This is a genomic window from Paenibacillus sp. JZ16 (assembly GCF_015326965.1).
Taxonomy (GTDB): Bacteria; Bacillota; Bacilli; order Paenibacillales; family Paenibacillaceae; genus Paenibacillus_AQ.
On sequence record NZ_CP017659.1, the window covers coordinates 7,355,037 to 7,374,656 of the forward strand.

At 41.7% G+C, this 19,620-nt stretch carries 20 protein-coding genes; all 20 read left to right on the forward strand.

What is annotated here, in order from left to right; genetic code table 11:
- Positions 1-25: 25 nt before the first annotated feature.
- The 20 genes from BJP58_RS33110 to BJP58_RS33205 all read left to right on the forward strand — a co-directional run bounded on the left by BJP58_RS33110 (position 26) and on the right by BJP58_RS33205 (position 19,615).
- Complete coding sequence (locus BJP58_RS33110; protein ID WP_194542196.1) at positions 26-664, forward strand: hypothetical protein; 639 nt, start codon at positions 26-28, stop codon at positions 662-664.
- 189 nt (positions 665-853) lie between these two features.
- Complete coding sequence (locus tag BJP58_RS33115) at positions 854-2,455, forward strand: hypothetical protein (protein ID WP_194542197.1); 1,602 nt, start codon at positions 854-856, stop codon at positions 2,453-2,455.
- A gap of 239 nt (positions 2,456-2,694) precedes the next feature.
- On the forward strand, positions 2,695-3,297 hold the full coding sequence (locus tag BJP58_RS33120; protein ID WP_194542198.1) for a hypothetical protein: 603 nt from the start codon (positions 2,695-2,697) through the stop codon (positions 3,295-3,297).
- 72 nt (positions 3,298-3,369) lie between these two features.
- Positions 3,370-4,185, forward strand: coding sequence for a class I SAM-dependent methyltransferase (locus tag BJP58_RS33125; protein WP_194542199.1), 816 nt, complete (start codon positions 3,370-3,372; stop codon positions 4,183-4,185).
- A gap of 211 nt (positions 4,186-4,396) precedes the next feature.
- Entirely contained in the window at positions 4,397-4,627 is a 231-nt protein-coding gene (locus tag BJP58_RS33130; protein ID WP_194542200.1) for a hypothetical protein, read from the forward strand.
- A 222-nt stretch (positions 4,628-4,849) separates the two neighbouring features.
- Positions 4,850-5,605 (forward strand): Nif3-like dinuclear metal center hexameric protein, encoded by a 756-nt coding sequence (locus tag BJP58_RS33135; RefSeq protein WP_442953943.1) that lies wholly within the window; start codon positions 4,850-4,852, stop codon positions 5,603-5,605.
- A gap of 196 nt (positions 5,606-5,801) precedes the next feature.
- Positions 5,802-6,530, forward strand: a complete 729-nt coding sequence (locus BJP58_RS33145; protein WP_267907917.1) for an HAD-IA family hydrolase — start codon at positions 5,802-5,804, stop codon at positions 6,528-6,530.
- Positions 6,531-6,733: 203 nt separating this feature from the next.
- Positions 6,734-7,309, forward strand: coding sequence for a histidine phosphatase family protein (locus BJP58_RS33150; protein WP_194542203.1), 576 nt, complete (start codon positions 6,734-6,736; stop codon positions 7,307-7,309).
- A 140-nt stretch (positions 7,310-7,449) separates the two neighbouring features.
- On the forward strand, positions 7,450-7,998 hold the full coding sequence (locus BJP58_RS33155) for an NUDIX hydrolase (RefSeq protein WP_194542204.1): 549 nt from the start codon (positions 7,450-7,452) through the stop codon (positions 7,996-7,998).
- Positions 7,999-8,219: 221 nt separating this feature from the next.
- Entirely contained in the window at positions 8,220-8,825 is a 606-nt protein-coding gene (locus BJP58_RS33160) for a nucleoside/nucleotide kinase family protein (protein ID WP_194542205.1), read from the forward strand.
- Between the two features lie 322 nt (positions 8,826-9,147).
- On the forward strand, positions 9,148-9,603 hold the full coding sequence (locus BJP58_RS33165; RefSeq protein ID WP_194542206.1) for a VOC family protein: 456 nt from the start codon (positions 9,148-9,150) through the stop codon (positions 9,601-9,603).
- A gap of 331 nt (positions 9,604-9,934) precedes the next feature.
- A complete protein-coding gene (locus tag BJP58_RS33170) occupies positions 9,935-10,516 on the forward strand; it encodes a hypothetical protein (protein WP_194542207.1) in 582 nt (193 codons plus the stop codon).
- Positions 10,517-10,849: 333 nt separating this feature from the next.
- The gene (locus BJP58_RS33175) at positions 10,850-12,379 is read left to right on the forward strand and encodes a PucR family transcriptional regulator (protein ID WP_233354829.1); all 1,530 of its coding nucleotides are present in this window, start codon (positions 10,850-10,852) and stop codon (positions 12,377-12,379) included.
- Between the two features lie 131 nt (positions 12,380-12,510).
- Entirely contained in the window at positions 12,511-13,776 is a 1,266-nt protein-coding gene (locus BJP58_RS33180; protein ID WP_194542208.1) for a cytosine permease, read from the forward strand.
- The gene (locus BJP58_RS33185) at positions 13,777-14,880 is read left to right on the forward strand and encodes an S-methyl thiohydantoin desulfurase family protein (RefSeq protein WP_194542209.1); all 1,104 of its coding nucleotides are present in this window, start codon (positions 13,777-13,779) and stop codon (positions 14,878-14,880) included.
- Positions 14,873-16,423, forward strand: a complete 1,551-nt coding sequence (locus BJP58_RS33190; protein ID WP_194542210.1) for a hydantoinase/oxoprolinase family protein — start codon at positions 14,873-14,875, stop codon at positions 16,421-16,423. The genes BJP58_RS33185 and BJP58_RS33190 overlap by 8 nt, the downstream gene beginning before the upstream one ends.
- 151 nt (positions 16,424-16,574) lie before the next feature.
- Positions 16,575-16,736: a response regulator gene (locus tag BJP58_RS33195; RefSeq protein WP_194542211.1), complete on the forward strand. Its 162-nt coding sequence runs from the start codon at positions 16,575-16,577 to the stop codon at positions 16,734-16,736.
- Between the two features lie 181 nt (positions 16,737-16,917).
- Positions 16,918-17,871, forward strand: a complete 954-nt coding sequence (locus BJP58_RS34180) for an LTA synthase family protein (RefSeq protein WP_336245428.1) — start codon at positions 16,918-16,920, stop codon at positions 17,869-17,871.
- Positions 17,847-18,770, forward strand: coding sequence for an LTA synthase family protein (locus BJP58_RS34185; RefSeq protein ID WP_336245429.1), 924 nt, complete (start codon positions 17,847-17,849; stop codon positions 18,768-18,770). The genes BJP58_RS34180 and BJP58_RS34185 overlap by 25 nt, the downstream gene beginning before the upstream one ends.
- A 122-nt stretch (positions 18,771-18,892) precedes the next feature.
- The gene (locus BJP58_RS33205; protein ID WP_194542212.1) at positions 18,893-19,615 is read left to right on the forward strand and encodes a glycosyltransferase family 2 protein; all 723 of its coding nucleotides are present in this window, start codon (positions 18,893-18,895) and stop codon (positions 19,613-19,615) included.
- Positions 19,616-19,620: the final 5 nt, after the last annotated feature.

Consider the following 19,620-nt stretch of genomic DNA (forward strand, 5'->3'; position numbering starts at 1 on the left):
GAAATTGCCAATGAAGGAGAGTTCAATGAAGTTAACATCAATTCGCAAAAAAGTAAGAGGATTCAGAAGAAGAGCTAGAAAGCTACCGTTATGGGGGAATCATTTCAAAAACCTTGATCTTGATATATTAATAAAGTACAGAAAAGAGTATGTAAAGTTATGGATTAATCCATTCTGTAACTTGTATCAAATTAGTAATTCTGAAGTAGGTAAGAAGATTCCGCCCTATAGATTTAGAAACCAAATACTATTTCAACTTATTGAAATATATCTTGAGTGGGAAAGGAAGTTAAAAGAGCTAGATGAACCATATTATTTGAAGATTTGGATAGGTGATCCTGAGTTTACTAACTCACAGGTTGTTACTGCTATTAATTCGGAAATTAGTTGTTATGAACATATTTTTATTAAAGATACTGAACCTAAGCCATTTCCATACATCAATAACCATCCGAGCTTTATATCGTTCACTTGGGAAAGGTGTGTTAATGGTTATTTTATTTGGGAAAGTGATTTAGAATCCATAGGAGAAATCAGTGATATTGAAAGAAAGGCATATAAAATATCGGAAGAATCTATTAACGGAAAAATTGAAAGAAGTTTTTATATAAGAACTGGAGACATGTGGACAGGGAGTATTCGAAGAAGCGGCAACATCACCTAACATAGTATCTACGCTTTGGGCTACGCCCCTGGTTCGCAAGAAGAGGTAAGCAGAGAAGTGAAATCAGCTCAGAACCCTGCGAGGCTAAGTCCTGAGGACCCAGTCGCTGACGCTCCTTAAGCCTCTCGGGTTCGTAGATACAAGAACTTTATACGAAACTACCAATTAATTTAATAAAGGAGATATCTCATGGATGAGACAATTAGTTCTTTTCGTAAAGAAGAAAAACCTGATGAAGTAATGAAAGAGATAATTGAAAGATATAGATTATTAAATCCGGAAACTGTGTTGAAACTTTTTAATTATATTATAGTTAAATCGAATATGAATTTTAAGGAAAATAACAAATCAGATTTCTCACTAAAATTATTTCTAGATATTATCTATTTGTATTCTTGTAATGGTTATCTAGGAAATAAGGAAACAATAGATTTTGAAGAGGAGTATTCATATATTAGTGAAAAAATCGAATTAATACAGGACATTTATTATTGGTCAATTGTTGAAGAGAATAAAACCCACACTGATAGTATCACTACCGATGCATTTATGTCCTATCATTTTGATTACCATCTAATCACATTGAGACAATACAATAACTTTATCAATTCTAATTCAGAATTGTTTAATAATAATTTTGGTGGAGACTTTAAGAGTAATGAAATAGTTAAAGGGATTTATGCCCTTATGAAAATAGAGTTTTGTCTAAAGGAGAATAAGCATCTTGAACTAATTCATAACTATTATATAGAACATCATCCCGAGTTATTTGCTTTTGTAGGTAATATGCCATTCTACTTATTAATTCCAAAGCTATTGGCTGAAAGAATATTAATAAACTATAATATTCCACTAGCATTTATAGATACTTTTATTAAAGAAATCCAAATATCTAAAGAGGAATTAATACACTATCCTACGGATATAAAAAAAATTACAAACCACACGGTAGGGTATTCTTATAATAATCTTTTGCTTTTTCCAAGAACCTATTTTATTTTAGATAGGTTATTAAACAATATGCTTTTTGATAATAAAAGCTTTCTTTCAAAAAAAGGTGACATTACAGAAAACTATTGCATGGAAATTTTATTGAATTTATTTGAAGAATCAAAAATATTTAAGGGCTTATATGATGAAATGGGTAATGAGCAAGACATAATTGTACTTCATAACGATACAGTTATAGTTTTTGAATGTAAATCATCTACGCTTCGTGAACCTTTTAGAAACTATATGAAATCGAAAGTACGTTTAGCTGAAGATTTTAAAGAAAGTATTCAAAAGGCTTATAACCAGGGACTCAGAGTAATTGAGAATATCCGTAATGGCACGGCAGTTTATTATGATAATGATAATAAGAATAAGAGAAATCTTATTCTTAATTTAAATATAATTAAACCGGAAAATGTAATAATTGTTGCAGTAACACTAACTACTTATTTAAGCTTAGCCAATAAGATACATCTATTACTTGAACGGGGAGCAGAATCAAATCAATATCCATGGGCTATTGATGTATTTTCACTGGAGCATATTGTTAATAAATGCAAAAGAGACTTCGATTCTGATTATTTAATTAAATATATTCGAGCAAGGATAGAGACATTTGGATCTACATTTTCTAGTGCTGCAGATGAGGTATCATATTTTGGTTTTTATACAAAATACAACAGATTTTATAATGGAGCAAATTATAATGCATTTATGATGCTTGGACCAGGCTATTCAAGTTTCGTAATAGATGAGGAGAAAGAAAACTTTTTATCGTTATCAGAATTAGGTTTATAAAGATAGATAGTAATTCTACGAGGTAAGTAGCTTTGTATAACATCATATCCACACATCGGAGCCTGACGGCTCCTCGGTCCGCCCGAAGAGATCGGCAGGAGTAGAATCAGTCGGACACATCCGCACCGACTAAGCACAGTCGCGCCCGGGTGCTATCGCAGTCTTAAGTCATTGGGACGTCGTGGATACAGTAACGTTATAGGAAATCAGCACAAAACATATTTATGGAGGATTAACAATTGAAGATAGTTAGTCAAGTTCAAGAAGATGAAGTAATAGCAGAATTCTTATTTGCAGAGGTTAACTCAGATAGATTTAAGGAAGGAATATTAAATGCACTTGGAGACCATGATGTGAATTTACTTATTAAACCTAATTTGAATGATCAAGCCGAGAACCAAATTAGACGAGATATTCTGGGTCAGACAAGGGGGTTCGGTCGCAATACGGATTTGTTTGAGAATTTTCCTACAGAAGTTAAATGGTATAAAGCTTTCTTTGAGAAGCAAGATCTAAACGAAGTAATGTACATCAACTATAGTTATTGGAATGAATTATCAAGTAATACTAGACTTCCTTTGCAGGCATCGAAAAATATCATGAATCAAATTGAAGTCTTTGGAATTAGTAACCAAGGATTTCTAGATATCAACTTAGCTCTCAAGAACGGTAAAGTTTTTCCAAGATTAATATTTGTGTCTATGAATGAGAATTCGCGAGTAGTTGTATTAGAAGGTCACGCGCGGTTAACGGCTTATCATTTAGATAACGATTATATACCTGATGAACTTGAAGTAATTATCGGGTTCTCTGATGAGTTTAGCGTATGGGACTTATATTAAGAACATTTTGTAGGTTGTTCATAGATATTAATGCAAATCTGAATTAGAAACTATTCTGGGGAAGGTGTCTTCATGGACAAGAAGTCTGTAAATAGAGGATCAATCCTTATTGGCGCTGGCGAAGTTGGCGTAACCATTTCGGAAAACATGGATAAGAATGTTGTTCATAAGACAAACAGGCTCTATTGGGATACAAAAGGCAATGACTTCTTAAGAGCAATTTCACTTCCTTATTATGGAGGGTTTATCTCAGAAGAAAAATGCCAGCTCTTTGGCGATATCTCAGGAAAAAAACTGCTGGAGATCGGCTGCGGCAACGGCCAATCCTTGCAATATCAAGGGGAACGAAACGCATCTGAACTATGGGCTGTGGATATATCGGAAAAACAAATTGAAAAGGCAACGCAGCATTTGGAATCGCTCGGTCTATCGGCAAAATTCATCTGTTCTCCCATGGAAGAAGAATGCGGCATACCGGCGGATTATTTTGACTATGTTTATTCGATTTATGCCATCGGTTGGACAACCGACCTTGAAGGTACCTTTTGCCGTATCGCTACGTATCTTAAAAAAGATGGTGTATTTATTTTCAGTTGGTCTCATCCTATACACAGATGCGTTACTGATGATAATGGTAGGTTTGTTTTTAGAAAGAGTTATTTCGATGAAGCTTGGTATCCGGTAGCTGTTGATGAAGGTGAGCTATTATTAGCGGACCGTAAGCTATCAACCTATGTGAACGCTCTGGCGAAAGCGGGATTTGTAATTGAGCAATTGATTGAGCAAACTGATGATGAGATTATGCAATCGCGGGACGATAAAAGCGATTTGGCCAAGAGAGCGAGGATGCTTCCTGTAACCTTAGTGATTAAGGCAAGAAATCTATAATATCTGATGACAAAGCGAAGCATGTATAAAGAACTTTAGAGGTATTGAGGAAGGCATTGACATCCGATAACACTATTTTCACGCATCGGGCATACGCCCTCGGTCCGGTAGAAGATAGAACGTTAGGCGAAATCCTCAAAGTATTCAGAATAGGTGGGGAAGCATTAAATTGCTTCCTAACAGTAGAACTATTTTCAGAAGGGACCTGCTGATGAGAAGAAGATATTCTATTGAAAAAGCAGAGTGGTCAGAAACAAGAGAAAAAAAGTATCAACAAGACTGTAGAGATATTGTATTTAAGTTCGATGATGAGCTTTTACAGCAAGATGACGCCGTTTATTTAAATAGAAAAGAAGGACAAACTATGGTGATAAAGCCTTTAAATCAAAAAACATTTTGGTACGAAATATGGTTAAAACTCAAAGACATCTATAATACATAATGAAACATAGAATTTAAAAGACAGTTTAAAACCTAGGCAGATCTGATTGAAGATCCTTGTGAGCAACATCAGGAAGTCGAGGACTACGTCTAACATAATATTCACGCTGCGGACTTTCGTCCTTGGCCCAGCATTCGCCGGGCGCTCAGCAGACGCTGAGTCGTGAATACAGAAACGTTAGATGAATTCGCTAGAAGATAATGAAAGTAGGTGCAATCATAGGTGTATCTAAACCAGTTTCATGCAATGATTGGATCACTCTTTGGGGAATTACTTATTAAATTTAAAGATCAAGGGGAATATGGTTTCACCAATAAAACTCAAAGAGAATGTAAACGAATTGGCTATTCAACGAATATTACACCGGAATTGATTGAACAAGCATATGAGAAAAAGATCGATATAATGATAACTCATCATGACGCTTGGAATTTCATCTATGGAATGAAGGACGAGTGCGTGCGCAGGCTCAAAGCTTATGATATTGCCCACTTCTTCATACATTTACCTTTGGACTATGCTAATTTTGGTACAGGACAGTCGTTATTAAATGAAATCGGTCAAATACAAATGATCCAAGGATCATACTATTTGAATGGAGAAAGTCGAATCGGGATAGGAGAATTGCTTGAGACAATTACATTCAATGAGTTAGTGACTCGATTGAAATTGCAATGCAATGAAGAGGTAAAGGCTTGGAACTTTGGAACGCAGTCAATTCAGCGAATCGGAATCCTTACGGGAGCAGGCGATGGTACGAAACATGTAAGAGAAGCTTTGGAAGCACAGTGTGATGTCTATATAACAGGGGAGAAGACGTTATATACAATTCAGTATGCTGAATTTTCAAAGATCAATTTGATTGTAGGGAGCCACACATTTACCGAGGTGTTTGGAGTTCGATCGCTTGCAAATAAAGTCCGAGAGTCGTTTCCGGAAATCGAAATTGTATACATTGAAGAAAAACATATGGAATAGATTGTGAGGGTAATTCAAAGCGACTTTGACTAACAGCATTCACGCATCGGCTGACGTTCTCGGCCGCAGACGTGGATTCGAGGAAGTGATTGCCGCGGCAACTCCCTACGGGAGTTCGTGAGTGCGAGGAAGCCAAAAGCTATTTAGACAATAAATACAAACCAGATGGATCATATCTGGACTTGAAATCTTTAGGATAACCCATATTCATGTAAGGCAAGCAGGTAGCTGGTCTGAACAATTCGATTTATTATTTCGAGATTACTTAAGAACTCATGAAGAATATGTAAGGGAGAACGAAACAATGAAAAAGTACATACTCTTCGATCATGATGGTGTTCTGGTTGATACAGAATACTGGTATTACAAAGCGGGAGAACGCGCTCTGGCTGACATTGGATTTACCTTGGATAAAGATCAATACCTCCGCGACATGACCCAGTCGCTGGGCACTTGGTCCCAAGCTAGGGCGGCAGGCATTAATGAACAGACGATAAGCAAGCAGCGTGAGGTCCGCAACGTCTATTATCAGGAATATCTAAGAACAGAAACCATAGAGATTGAAGGCGTAGTTGAAACTCTAGCCGAACTGTCAAAGTACGTCCGCATGGCCATCGTGACGACTGCAAAACGTGCGGATTTTCAACTTATTCACGAAAAGCGCCAGATTAGACAATTCATGGATTTCGTCCTTGTTCGAGAAGACTATGAGCGCACCAAGCCGCACCCGGAACCATACTTGACCGGCCTAAAGCGCTTGGGAGCTACCAAAGAAGAGACCCTGGTTGTAGAGGATTCAAACAGAGGGTTGAACTCAGCCGTGGCGGCTGGTATCGACTGTGTTATTGTCCATAACGACTTCACCAAAACACATGACTTCTCACAGGCCAGCTATCGAATCAAGACTATTCTGAAAGTAACCTGAGAGGGCATTCGCCAGCACGTCCCGTACTCACGTTTTAAATGATATAAGTGATTGGGTTTACAAGATTTCATGAACGGTCAGGAATAGATCACCTACCGCGTCACGGCCGCTCTTTGGGCTTAAGGTGATGGGACGTCGTGAACACTACAACGTTTTGTGAATCATAGTGTGATATTTAATGAAAGTATCTAAAGGAGTCCTGTATGAAGACAATTATCTATATGGTTAGGCATGGGGAATCACCATATAATGAAGGAAATGAAAGAATAAGAGGGCTTACCCCAACAGGAAAGGCTGATATTGAAAAAGTAACGAAGTTACTTATAGGTGAAGGAATAGATAAGATTATATCAAGTCCTTATACTCGAGCAATTCTTAGTGTTGAGGGATTGGCCAAGCACTTAAAGTTAGATATTGAGGTATTTGAAAATCTTAGAGAACGTCATTTTGCATCTTATATTATTGATAATGCAGAGTTAATTTCTAGTATCAGAGAGAGTTTTAATGACCCTGATTATACCTTGCTGGGTGGAGAGTCTAATGCAGATTGTCAGAAAAGAGCAATCTCAGTTCTAAAGCTCATATTTAAAGAGCACAGAGGGAAGAGAATAGCAATTGGGACTCATGGTCTTGTAATGACTTTGATGATGAATCATTTTGATTCAGCTTTTGGCTTGGAGTTTTTGAATCAATTAAAGAAACCAGATATTTATAAAATGCAGTTTGATGACTTAGAATTAGAAGAGGTAACGAGAATGTGGAATGACCAGATTTCTTAAGGTTTATCGAAGAGGACTGCGGTATTACATAACAGAGTATTCGCTACGGGGACAAGCCCCTTAAATATATTTTGGGAGGCGACTTCATGAAGCGTTTAGAAGACCATTATAAAACCTCGATTAAAGGAATTGAAGCTTAAATGCAGTTGATTAGAAAAATTACTGATCATGAGATTCTCGGAGGCCCTATTAAATTGATAGAGCCAGTGTCACGATTTGCTTCAAGAGGTGTGTTAATTGATGGAGCGTTGAATGTAGCCATGATGTACATGTCAAAACCTGATCTATACAAATTGCCAGGAGGAGGAATCGAAGAAAAAGAAACAAAAGAGCAGTCTTTCTTAAGGGAGATTAAAGAAGAGACTGGATATGAGGCAGAATCAACTTATGAACTGGGGTATATTGAAGAACATAAAGCAAAAAATAACTTTTTGCAGATATCTTATTGTTGGATAGCAAATGTAAGGAAAAGGATATGCAGTTTAAACCTAAGTGAAAGTGAAAAACAACTCGGTATGACGGTTAAATGGATGACATTAGATGAGGCATTAGAAGTAATGAGCGAGTCACTTATACATTGTAATGAGTACTCAACAAAATTCATGATTATACGAGATAAGACAATCCTTGAAATTGCTTACGAAATAATAACAAAGAGTGAAAAGAATATTTGGGGTAACTCGAAGTAGTCCTAACCTCCTATAACAAAGTATTCACGTAGCGGGCCGACTGACGTCGTCCCTTGGTCCGCCCGAAGCATTTCATGGAAGCTGAATCAGGCGGACAACCCTGACCGACTAACCGCATCGCGGCCGGCTCCTCCAGAGCCTTAGTCGGTGAGGATTCGTAGATACACATAAACGTTAACTGAAATTGCTGTCAATGTACATAAAAGAAAGGAATAAAAACAATGAATAAATCTGCTTTTACAATTGCAGTAAGTGGACCATCTGGTTCAGGTAAGAGTACATTAACAAAGCAATTAAGAGATAAACTTGTTGATGCAATCTCATTCCACTTTGATGACTATGCTTCAACTAATAAATATCCAGATGATTTTGTGGAGTGGTTGGAAAAAGGTGCCGACCCTAAATTAGTTCAAAACCCAAATTTTAATAGAGACTTAAATGAGTTGGTTCAAGGCAAATCGATAAAACTACCTAACAACCAAATGGTAAAATCAGAAAAATACATTATAGTCGAAGAACCATTCGGTAGAGGTCGGGAAGGAATGGCCGAATTAATTGATTTCGTAATCTGTATTGATATTCCATTAGAGGTAGCACTGGCTCGTAGGATTTTAAGAGGGATACAAAATGCTGAGTACTCTCCAAGTGAAACTTTAAAAAACTTCGAAGAATATTTGTCTCAGTATCTTATCGTAGTGCGAAATTTATACCAAGCTATAAATTCAAATGTCATGGCCGATTGTGATTTAATTGTATCTGGTCTTGAACCAATGGATGTAATTACGGACAAAATAATAATAGAGCTTGAGAAACGAAGTATTATATAACTCAAAGAAGAAGAGATACTAGAAGCTATTAATTTATTTACAAGAGCTAAGGAAGACAACTATGAAGAATTCATTGATAAAACATTAAAGAACCGAATAGCTAGAAATGTAAAGATAGCTGATATTAAAGAGAATATGAATTCATCAAGAATACAAGATCCTTCAGAACAAGATTACCTGCGACTCGAGAAATATAAAAGAGCATTGGAAAGACTGGAAAGACAATTTGAAAGTTAATCAAGAAGAGGGTATAGGCGTAACACCATGTTCACGCTTCGGGCCATTCACCCACAGAAAATTTGTACACGAGGAGAAAAAAACTATGGAAAAAAATAAGTTACTAAGAATGGACAATGTCGGCATCGTTGTAGAATCCCTTGATGACGCAATTTCTTTCTTCGAGGAGATTGGCTTGACCCTCGAAGGGCGAACGACTGTCGAAGGGGAATGGGCTGGTCGCGTAACCGGACTAGGTACTCAGTGTGTAGAGATTGCTATGATGGTTACCCCAGATGGCCACAGCCGACTTGAACTTTCGCGATTTCTCACCCCACCTACGATATCCGATCACCGGACGGCTCCTGTAAACTCCCTTGGTTATTTACGCGTCATGTTCACAGTTCAAAACATTGATGAGATGGTATCCAGACTCACTACTAAGCATGGTGCGCAACTCGTTGGCGAAATGGTTCAATACGAGGATTCGTATCGGCTCTGCTACATTCGTGGAACCGAAGGACTTCTAATCGGTTTGGCGGAACAACTCGGTAACAAATAAATAAGTGACGTTTTTTTTGAAAAAACTCTACTGAAATATACGTTAATAGAGTAAAAAAACAAAAAAAGTAAAGCTGTGTGGAAGTATCTCGAAGAAATTGGGTGCGTCATGTAACAGCGTATTCACGCATTGAGTATTCGCCAATGGTCCGGGGATGTTATTGGCTTGGAAGTATAGGCAGCGGACACTTCAATATTCGTCGGACGTCGTGAATACTGATTACGGAGATCATTATAATTTAATGAATTACGCGACTACGGCCAAACTTAGTAAAAACTATGATGTATATAGATTAAAAGAAGGGTGTAATTGTAGGGGAGCGTAGCTAATTGTGAAGAAATCCTACTTGTTTTTACTTATTCTGGTTATTTTGTTGTTATCGGCTTGTCAATCATCAGAACAATTAAAGCCGATAAAAGAAGAAACCATTGATTTCGACTTAAACACTGCAATAGAAATGGTTGAGAAGAAAGAGAAAATGATCATTGATTTAGCATTGAGAGAAAAGGTGTCAAAACTGGAGTATAAGGAATTAGAGAAATCTTTTACCGAAGAGTTTGGAGTCCATGCTAAGGATATTCTATCCATATTATTTATCCATAATATGGATTCTGATCCCGAGTCAGATATGTATGTAGAGCAGAACACATTATACCCTACACTCTTTCATAAAGGAATAACTATAACAAATGCGGTCGTTTATAAGAGTTACTTCGAGAATGAGTTTTTTAATCAAACTAGATTAAGCATTGAGGAAGAATATGTTGGTGATGATGAGAAGTTAAAGGATTGGAAAAGAGAATACATATTTATTCCAAACAAAAATGGAGAATGGGAATTAAATGGATTTTCTGGAGTGATGAATTTCTTAGACGAAGATTATAATATGAATTATTTAGAGTTAAAGAGGTAAATAGTTAACCATGGAAGACCATCACATGTCTTAGTGGGCCAGACCGATTATGCAAAAAAAATTCAAGTTGGCAAAGGAACTTACTTGGTTGCTTATCATAACGAGGGTTATACTATTATTAATGAGCCTATTTAGGCTGCTGCGTTATGCCGAGTCTCATAGTCTGGTTTTAACCGGCTATTTCTACGAGGATCTCCTTCTGGATGAATAATCTATTAAGGACTACGCACCGATTGAAGAATACGAGCAGCATGAATCGAACAAAAAAGTGGTGGTTAAATTGGGGTAACCGTTAAAGATTTACTGCAGCTGCCTTCATTTAGAGGAGCTCAGGTGGTCACTGGAACAAGCAGGCTTCATCAGACCGTGTCCTCTTTATCTGTGTTAGAGGTGGCGGATGTCAATTTCTTCTCGCAAATTATTCAAACCGTTCAAGAAGAATGGTATGCCGAAGAACTGGTCATTAGCTCTTTTTATTCCATTAAGGACAGCGTGGAGCAGCAATGCAAAACGGTTCAATATTTGCATGACCTTGGTGAAGTGGGATTGATTTTGTACTATGTTGGCATTATCATGCCAGATATAGCCGATGAAGTGCGCGAGCTGGCCGAATCTCTGAATTTTATTATCATTTGCATGCCGAGAAACGATTACTCTCTTAGGTACAATGAAGTTATTTATGAAGTCATGGAGGCCATCGTAAGCAATCAGAATGTGAATGAGCATTTCGTGAATGAATCACTGGAAAAGGTCTCGCTGCTGCCGGAACATTTGCGGAGCGTGGAAATTACCCTTAAACTGCTGTCGGACCGGATGAAAGCGAACATCGTTCTGACAAACAGCAGCCTGGATATCATCAATCGTGTCATGTGGCCGCGGAATTCCTCGCTCGATGTTGCGAATTTAATCCGGTCCATGGCGCCCTCCATTTTGAATGACAGAATAGGAGAAGGCGAGCTGGATTCGTCCTGCTTTGTTGAATACAAACGTGTGCATCAAAAAAACGGGGAGATCCTTTACCTGTTTCTCATTAAAGAGAATACGAAGCTGCCGCCGAAGACGATGGAGCAAGTCAGCGAGGTGGTGCAGGTGGCCATCAATTTGTGGGGAGACAAGCATAACGAGGTCAGCGAATACGCTTTGGTTAAAGCCATCGTGAATGATGAAAGCGAAAAAATGCGCAGATTGGCCAGTTTGCTCCATATTGACGTTTCCGCCATCCAAATGATGTGGCTCGTTTACATCCGGGATTTGTCGGAGGAAAGAAGGATAAGGGAAGACTTGAAAGCGCATCTCTCGCAATATTATAAAACCGCGGTCATTCAAACGATCGATCACTGCGTTGTTGTGTTGCTGGGGAATTGCTCCTATAAATACAATGAGTTTGAAATCGCAGTGGAATATATCGAAACCACGAGTCTCACCGCTGAAATATCAAGCATCGTTTATTCTCCGAGGATGCGGAACACCCAGGACGTACGCCGTATGTACCAGCTCGTAAACGGAGTCTCTAAAGAGGTTCACCGCATCTATCATAACCGCAAACTATACACCGCGGCTGAAGTCCGTTCCATGAAACGGGCCATAGACCTCAGCAAACAAGGGGAAGAGATGACGGAAGAATGCTTGTCCGTTTTGGAGCCTATCATGGACGACCCTGACGCATTGAACACCCTGATGACTTTTCTTCTGGATGCGAAGGGGAATATGGATGACTGCAGCAAGCTGTTGTTCGTCCACAAAAATACGGTGAAATATCGCATTAAAAAAATTTGCGAGCTCATAGGATATGATGTGACCATCAATTCGGAATCGTACGATGTTTATACGGCCTGCATGGTCTACCGTCACATCCATAACTAAAAAGTTCCGATGTTTTGTCCAATAAGACAAAAACATCGGATTTTTTTTTGTTATCTGAAAAAGACGCTGACCTGCTTCATCTTTTACAATAAGAAACAAATATTCGAACCAACAAGATTAGGGGGGATCATATGAAAGCCGTTAAAAAGCATCAATCCTGGTTCAGTCTCGGAATCATCTGGGCCGGCGCGGTCATTAGCATCCCGAGTTTGTTGGTAGGGAATGCGCTTGTCGCAGGAATGGGATTATCCACAGCACTGCTCGTCACGTTGGCAGGCTACGCAATCATTGTACTGCTCATGATTTTGCAGGGCATTCAAAGCACGGACTTAGGAAAGCCGACCGTTCAGGTCGCAGCTCAGGTATTCGGCAAAACAGGGTCTCGTACGATTCTGTCGATTATCCTCGCGATTGCGTGTCTTGGCTGGTTCGGGATCCAGGCGAATGTGTGCGGCGCAGCCTTGGCAGACCTGCTAGCCAAAACCGGAGTGAACATGCCGGTGCCATTGGCATCTCTTATATGCGGTTTCGTGATGGTGATATCGGCCGTCTATGGCGTTAAAGTGCTGCGGGTGATCAGTTATATCGCCGTTCCTTTATTGGTGGGAATCAGCATATTTGGTCTTATCGAAGCCTTGACCGGTGACTCCCTGCAGATCATTCAGCATTATAAGCCTGAGGGAGCGATGAGCTTTACGGACGGGCTGGCGGTAACGCTGGGTTCATTTGCCCTGGGTGCAGTCATCGCGGGAGATTATTCGCAATTTTCTGGAAAACGGTCCGATGTCCTGAAAGCGGCTCTAATCGGGATTGTTCCGGCAGGCTTGCTGATGATCGGTGCAGGGGCTGTCCTGACGATTGCTTACCAAGCCAGCGATATTACAGCAACCTTTTTGAGCATTACGACTCCGTTTGTTGGCGGCGTGGTGTTGATCCTGGCTACGTGGAAGACCAACCTCGTGAACGCGATTTCAGGCGGATTTGCCTTCATTAACGTGTTCAACGTATCGAAGGAAAAAGAAAAATGGGCCGTCGGCATCGCGGGAACCATTGGGACCGTATTGGCCGTCGTCGGTATACTGAACTATTTCACTCCGATCATGTCCATCCTGTCGGCTATGGTTCCACCGGTTGCAGGCGTGATGATCGCATCTTACTGGATGCTTGGAAGAGGGGATAAGAGCCGCTGGCATGAGGTCGAAGGCGTGAATACACTGGGCGTCGTTTCCTGGCTGTTGGGTGCGGTGATTGCTAGTACCCCTGTTGTGTTATCCTTGTTCCCAAGCTTGCCGCAAGTACCGAATCAGCCGTTGATCGGGATTGTTATTTCTTTTGTCGTGTATTATGCAGGCTATCGTTTATCGGCTCAGAAAACCGTTATATTGGAGGAATCATGAATGAGATATTTAGATAAAGCAGCTGTTGAAAACATCGCCGTTGGCGCAGCATTTCTGGGAACCGGCGGAGGGGGAGACCCTTACATCGGTAAATTGATGGCTCTCTCGGCCATTGAGAAGTTTGGTCCTGTAAAACTATGCTCAGTCGATGAGATTGAGGATGAGGACTTTTTCATTCCGGCCGCGATGATGGGGGCGCCATCCGTATTAGTGGAGAAATTCCCCAGAGGGGACGAGTTTGTTAAGGTTTTTCAAAAATTAGCAAATTACTTGGGAGAAGAACAGATCGCCGGCACGTTTCCGATGGAAGCGGGAGGCGTCAATTCCATGATTCCCATCGTTGTTGCGGCGCAGCTGGGATTGCCTCTGATCGACTGTGACGGTATGGGGCGGGCGTTCCCGGAGCTGCAGATGGTGACGTTTAACCTGGACGGCATTCCGGCGACACCGATGGCGATTACGGATGAAAAAGGGAATATCGGCATCTTTGAGACCATTGATAATAAGTGGACGGAACGGCTCGCCAGAGCGGCCACGGTTGAAATGGGCGCCAGTGCTTTAGTAAGTCTGTACCCGGCAACGGGTGCTCAAATGAAGCAAAGCGGCGTTCATCATATCGTGACCCTCTCCGAACAGATTGGAGAAATCATTACATCGAAGAATCGGGACGCAGGCGATAAGCTTCAAGAGCTGCTGAACCTTGTGTCCGGCTATGAGCTTTTCCAAGGTAAAATCGTGGATGTCATCCGGGAAACCAAGGGCGGTTTTAACCTCGGTCAAATGCATCTCGATGGAATCGAGGCACATAAAGACGGAGTGATGAAGGTTCATTTCCAAAATGAAAACCTGGTTGCCGAAAAGAACGGTCAAGTTATAGCGATGACCCCCGATTTGATCTGTCTGGTTGATTACGAAACCTTGTCGCCTGTAACTACGGAGAGCCTGAAATACGGTAAACGCGTACGGGTTATTGGACTGCCCGCTCATGATAAGTGGAGAACGGAAAAAGGAATCCAGACGGCAGGACCAAGATACTTCGGATATGATTACGATTATGTTCCTATTGAGGAAATGGTGAAAAAGGCGGTGGCTGAGAATGTATAGAATCGGGATCGATGTAGGCGGCACCAACACAGACGCCATCATTTTGGATGAGAATTATCATCTGGTTCATGCGGTGAAATCACCAACAAGTCTAGATATTAGAACGGGTATTGAAACCTCGCTCCGGAATTTGCTGCAGGAATCGAATATGGATAAAACCCAAATCACGCATGCCATGTTAGGTACAACCCAGTGCACGAATGCCATTGTTGAGCGCAAAAAGCTGGCCCAAGTCGGCGTCATTCGTCTGGGTTACCCGGCAACGGCTTCCGTTGCGCCGTACACGTCCTGGCCTGAGGATATGGTTCGGAAGCTGTCGGGTAAATATGCACTCGTTCATGGCGGATATGAATATGACGGCCAAGTGCTTGGAGAAGTCGACGAAGCTGAAATTATAGCTCTTTTAGAGGAATGGGGGAGCAGTGTCGAGTCCATCGCGGTCATTGGTGTGTTTTCATCCATTAAAAATGATCAGGAGCTACAGGTTCGAGATCTCATCCATCAAGTGTATGGACCGGAATTCCCTGTTTCCTGTTCTTCCCTGATCGGTTCGGTCGGTTTAATCGAGAGGGAAAATGCGACCATACTGAATGCAGCATTGTGCAAGGTTATTGAAACGACAACCCAAGGATTTGTGCAGGCGTTAGAAGAAGAAGGCATTACAGACGCAGCGGTGTTTTTATGCCAGAATGACGGTACCTTAATGTCGATCGATTACGCTAAACAATTTCCGATCCTAACCATTGCATGCGGGCCAACGAACAGCATACGCGGTGCCTCTTATTTGGCGAAGATCAAAGATACGATGGTTCTCGATGTGGGAGGGACTACATCGGACATTGGGGTTTTGCAGGACGGGTTCCCAAGAGAATCCTCGGTTGCAGTCGAGGTTGGCGATATCCGCACGAATTTCCGCATGCCGGATATTATCTCCGTTGGGCTGGGAGGCGGAAGTATTGTGCGTTCGGAGAAAGGTAAAATTACGGTGGGACCTGACAGCGTAGGATACAAGATTGGACAGGAAGCGCTGGTCTTTGGCGGACATACGCTGACTACAACAGACATTGCCGTACGACTTGGTCTCGCGGACGTCGGGGATAAGAGCTTGGTAGCGCATCTGGATGAAGACTTCGCTAAAAAGGTGCAAGCTGAAATTGCAACCATCATTGAGCAGGCCATTGATAAAATGAAGACATCCTCGGGAGATGTTGAGCTTGTATTGGTAGGCGGCGGCAGTGTCGTTATACCGGATACGATTCGCGGGGTATCTCATATGATTAAGCCTGAGAACGGGGGCGTAGCCAACGCCATTGGCGCGTGTATTGCTCAAATCAGTGGACAATATGAACAAATTTATATCTATTCTACTGAGCCACGTGAGGATTCATTAAAAGATGCGCAAGAAAAAGCCGTGCAGCAGGCGGTGCTGGCTGGCGCTGATCCGGCTACGGTGGAGCTCGTGGAAGTGGAAGAAACCCCGCTGGCTTATCATCCGGGAAATGCGACGAGACTGAGAGTGAAAGTCGTAGGAAACATGAAGTAGAAGGGAGGCTTCACATAAATTTATACAACTTGTGTGAGGCTCTTTTTTGTACTTAAAGATATGATGGCAGAGGCACTTACAAAGCGAGACAACTGGCAACCTTTCAGACAAGGGATTGGGTGTATGATGAACTGCAGTTTACTTTCAAATCATGCGGACTTGTGATGTTCAGGGCGAGGCTAATAATGGTCAGGAAGCATTGGAACTGCTGGGTTCAATCAACCCGGATGTCATTTTGATGGATTTGAATATGCCGGTCATGGGCGGACTTGAAGCGATTCAAGCTTTGGAACGCGGAATATTAAAAATGTAGATTTAAAAGCATGCGAGAGCAATCATTCGCATGCTTTTTTTGCGCCTATGTTGCCCGAAGGGGCAGAGTTATCCTTTCCCTTTTGGACGATGCTGCAGAAGCCTCCCCAGTGTAAGATAGGGGCTAGTGGCCGGCACACCAAATCTGAACAACTGAGGAACGGAGAGAAATGCAAAAAATAATGAATGCAAGAGGAAGACTTCTTGTTGTCTTTAGTGTAGTTCTGCTGTTGAAAAGCATGGTCGCCTGGTACGTCGTATTTAACGAAGGGCCGGGTTGGGGCACGGTGATTACGGAATTTCCGTTTTTTCTGATCGTGTTCAGTTTGATTGAATGGTTCGCCGCAAAACGAAAGATGTTGTATTACATGCTGTCTAACTTCCTGATGTCATTAATCTATTTTGCCATATTGATGTATTACAAATATTATGGTGTGATCCCTACTTATCATCATTTGCAACAAGCCCAAAAAATCACGCATGTGGGAGAAAGTACGTACTCCCTGATTGCACCGTACTATTTATTTGTTTTTTTGGATGTCGTTCTCTTCATCTTCTTCATGTTTCGATCAAAGTATATTGCAAAATGGAAGCAATGGGGCATGCAACCGCTCAGTAAAAAGGCTCTCGCTTGCACGTTTTCCGTCTCGCTCGGACTCTGTGTTTTTAATGTCTGGTCTAATCAGGCCAATATGAATGAAATCAAAAAGGCAGGGAGCATGGGGATTCTAAATTATGAAGTCTATACCTTACTTGCCGATGCTTTCGATGAAGAAGAAATGATAGACTCCAAAGACATTACGCAGCAGAGGCTACATTCGATAAAAGGTGTCACAATGCCGACGGTATCGAAATATTTTGGCCTTGATCAAGGGAAAAATTTGATTATCGTACAGCTGGAATCGTTTCAGAACTTTCTCATCGGTTTAACTTTGGACGGTCATGAGATTACCCCGAATCTAAATCGACTGGCTCGGGAGAACACGTATTTTCATAACTTCTATGCGAATACCGGACAAGGAACGACGTCGGATGCCGAATTCGTGGTGAATACTTCTTTCTATGTCCCCCAAACGAGCCTGCTACCTCTTCGGATTACATGGAGAAGGAATTGCCGAGTTTGCCCCGGCTTCTAAATCAATACCAGTATTATACAGCCACTTTCCATACGAACCGTGTTGATTTTTGGAACCGGAACGATTTGTATAAAGCGGTCGGCTTTAAAACTTATTATGATCAGGCTTTCTTCGGCAAGGACGATTATATCGCCTTCGGCTCCTCCGATGAGGTGCTTTACGAGAAAACGCTGCCGGAGTTAGTCCGTTTGGATGCGAATTCGCAGCCTTTTTATGCCATGGTGATTTCCATGAGCGCACATCATCCTTATCATATTCCGGAGGAAAAGTATAGAATGACCCTGCCAGAGGAATACGAGGGTACCCTTTTGGGAGACTACCTTCGCGCGCAAAATTATGCGGACGATGCGATGGGGCAATTTCTGGAGGGTTTGAAGAAAAGCGGATTATGGGATGATTCCCTCCTTGTTTTTTATGGCGACCATCAAGGTTTGCCGATGTACACACTGGACCGCAAGGAGAAAGAACTTCTGAAATCTTTGATCGGACATAAGTACGATTACGTCGATATGTTCAACGTTCCACTAATTATACACTCGCCGGGCGGGCAGCTGCCGAAGGTGATGGCCGGCACGGGCGGACAAATCGATATACTTCCAACGGTGGCTAATTTGCTGGGTTTACCGCTGAAGGATCAGCTGTATTTTGGCCAGGACTTGTTCAACCAGAGCAGTAATCTGATACCGCTGAGGCATTTTCTGCCGACCGGATCGTTTCTTAACGACACGAGTATTTATGTGACTGGCAACGATTATGAGGATGGAAGCAATTACAGTTTAGAAGATAATCGCCTCATTCAGAACGGTTCCACAAAGAACCAATTCGAAGCGGGGCAACTGCTCCTGAATCTGTCCAACAGCTATCTTCGGCAACTGCCGAACCGGGATGATTCTCGGTGAGGAGGGGCTGCCCGAAAGGGCAACCGACCGGAGCCCTTTTGGACGATGCGGCTTGCTCTTTCCAACTGTAAGATAGGGTCATGTTAGAAGTTAAGCTCACTTGAACGAGGAGGTGACGTGATATGGCTCGACTTTCAGTGATTGCGACGATCTATAACGAAGGGCGAAATATAAACGATCTTTACTTGGACATTATTGAAGCGATGAGAGACCAACTTGAAAACTATGAAATTGTGTTTGTGAATGACGGCAGTCGTGATGGCAGTTCGCGGCAATTAAATGAGATCGCTCAATACGATCGGCGGGTAAAGGTCATTCATTTGGCTCGAAATTATGGTCCGGCAGCAGCAATTTGGGCTGGAATCCGACACTCCGATGGAGATCTCATTGCATTAATGGATGCCGGCCTTCAGACAGATCCTCGGGATATATTCAGAATGATGCCTTTCATTGAAAGAATGGATTGTGTCAATGGCAGATGGAGAGATATTCCGGAGTCATGGATCCAAAGGTTGTCTTACCGAACCGGAAATCACATTCGCAGATGGATCACCCGCGGGAAGCTTCAGGATTCGGCTTGTCCCCTGAAGCTTTTCAGAAGGGAAGTAGCGGATAGCTTGTATTTTTTCAAGGGGATGCACCGCTTTATATCGACAATGGCGCAGATGAACGGATTTTCAGTCATTGAGGTGTCAGTCAGCTACCGAAAACGAAGAAACGGCGGACCTGGCCCCCATGCTCTGAAAAATATTTTTGCGGGATGTATGGATGCCATGGTGGTTCGCTGCCTTAGCAAGCGAATGGTCCGTTACAAAATCAGGAAAGTGCAGCAGTTTTCAAACTGAGTGTC

Excerpts from the sequence above, each read along its gene's own strand:
- BJP58_RS34180 (WP_336245428.1), top strand. The coding sequence starts at position 16,918 with ATGAATGCAAGAGGAAGACTTCTTGTTGTCTTTAGTGTAGTTCTGCTG.
- BJP58_RS33160 (WP_194542205.1), top strand. The coding sequence starts at position 8,220 with ATGAATAAATCTGCTTTTACAATTGCAGTAAGTGGACCATCTGGTTCA.
- BJP58_RS33185 (WP_194542209.1), top strand. The coding sequence starts at position 13,777 with ATGAGATATTTAGATAAAGCAGCTGTTGAAAACATCGCCGTTGGCGCA.
- BJP58_RS33130 (WP_194542200.1), top strand. The coding sequence starts at position 4,397 with ATGAGAAGAAGATATTCTATTGAAAAAGCAGAGTGGTCAGAAACAAGA.
- BJP58_RS33195 (WP_194542211.1), top strand. The coding sequence starts at position 16,575 with ATGCGGACTTGTGATGTTCAGGGCGAGGCTAATAATGGTCAGGAAGCA.
- BJP58_RS33180 (WP_194542208.1), top strand. The coding sequence starts at position 12,511 with ATGAAAGCCGTTAAAAAGCATCAATCCTGGTTCAGTCTCGGAATCATC.
- BJP58_RS33155 (WP_194542204.1), top strand. The coding sequence starts at position 7,450 with ATGCAGTTGATTAGAAAAATTACTGATCATGAGATTCTCGGAGGCCCT.
- BJP58_RS33190 (WP_194542210.1), top strand. The coding sequence starts at position 14,873 with ATGTATAGAATCGGGATCGATGTAGGCGGCACCAACACAGACGCCATC.
- BJP58_RS33110 (WP_194542196.1), top strand. The coding sequence starts at position 26 with ATGAAGTTAACATCAATTCGCAAAAAAGTAAGAGGATTCAGAAGAAGA.
- BJP58_RS33165 (WP_194542206.1), top strand. The coding sequence starts at position 9,148 with ATGGAAAAAAATAAGTTACTAAGAATGGACAATGTCGGCATCGTTGTA.
- BJP58_RS33150 (WP_194542203.1), top strand. The coding sequence starts at position 6,734 with ATGAAGACAATTATCTATATGGTTAGGCATGGGGAATCACCATATAAT.
- BJP58_RS33115 (WP_194542197.1), top strand. The coding sequence starts at position 854 with ATGGATGAGACAATTAGTTCTTTTCGTAAAGAAGAAAAACCTGATGAA.
- BJP58_RS33205 (WP_194542212.1), top strand. The coding sequence starts at position 18,893 with ATGGCTCGACTTTCAGTGATTGCGACGATCTATAACGAAGGGCGAAAT.
- BJP58_RS33125 (WP_194542199.1), top strand. The coding sequence starts at position 3,370 with ATGGACAAGAAGTCTGTAAATAGAGGATCAATCCTTATTGGCGCTGGC.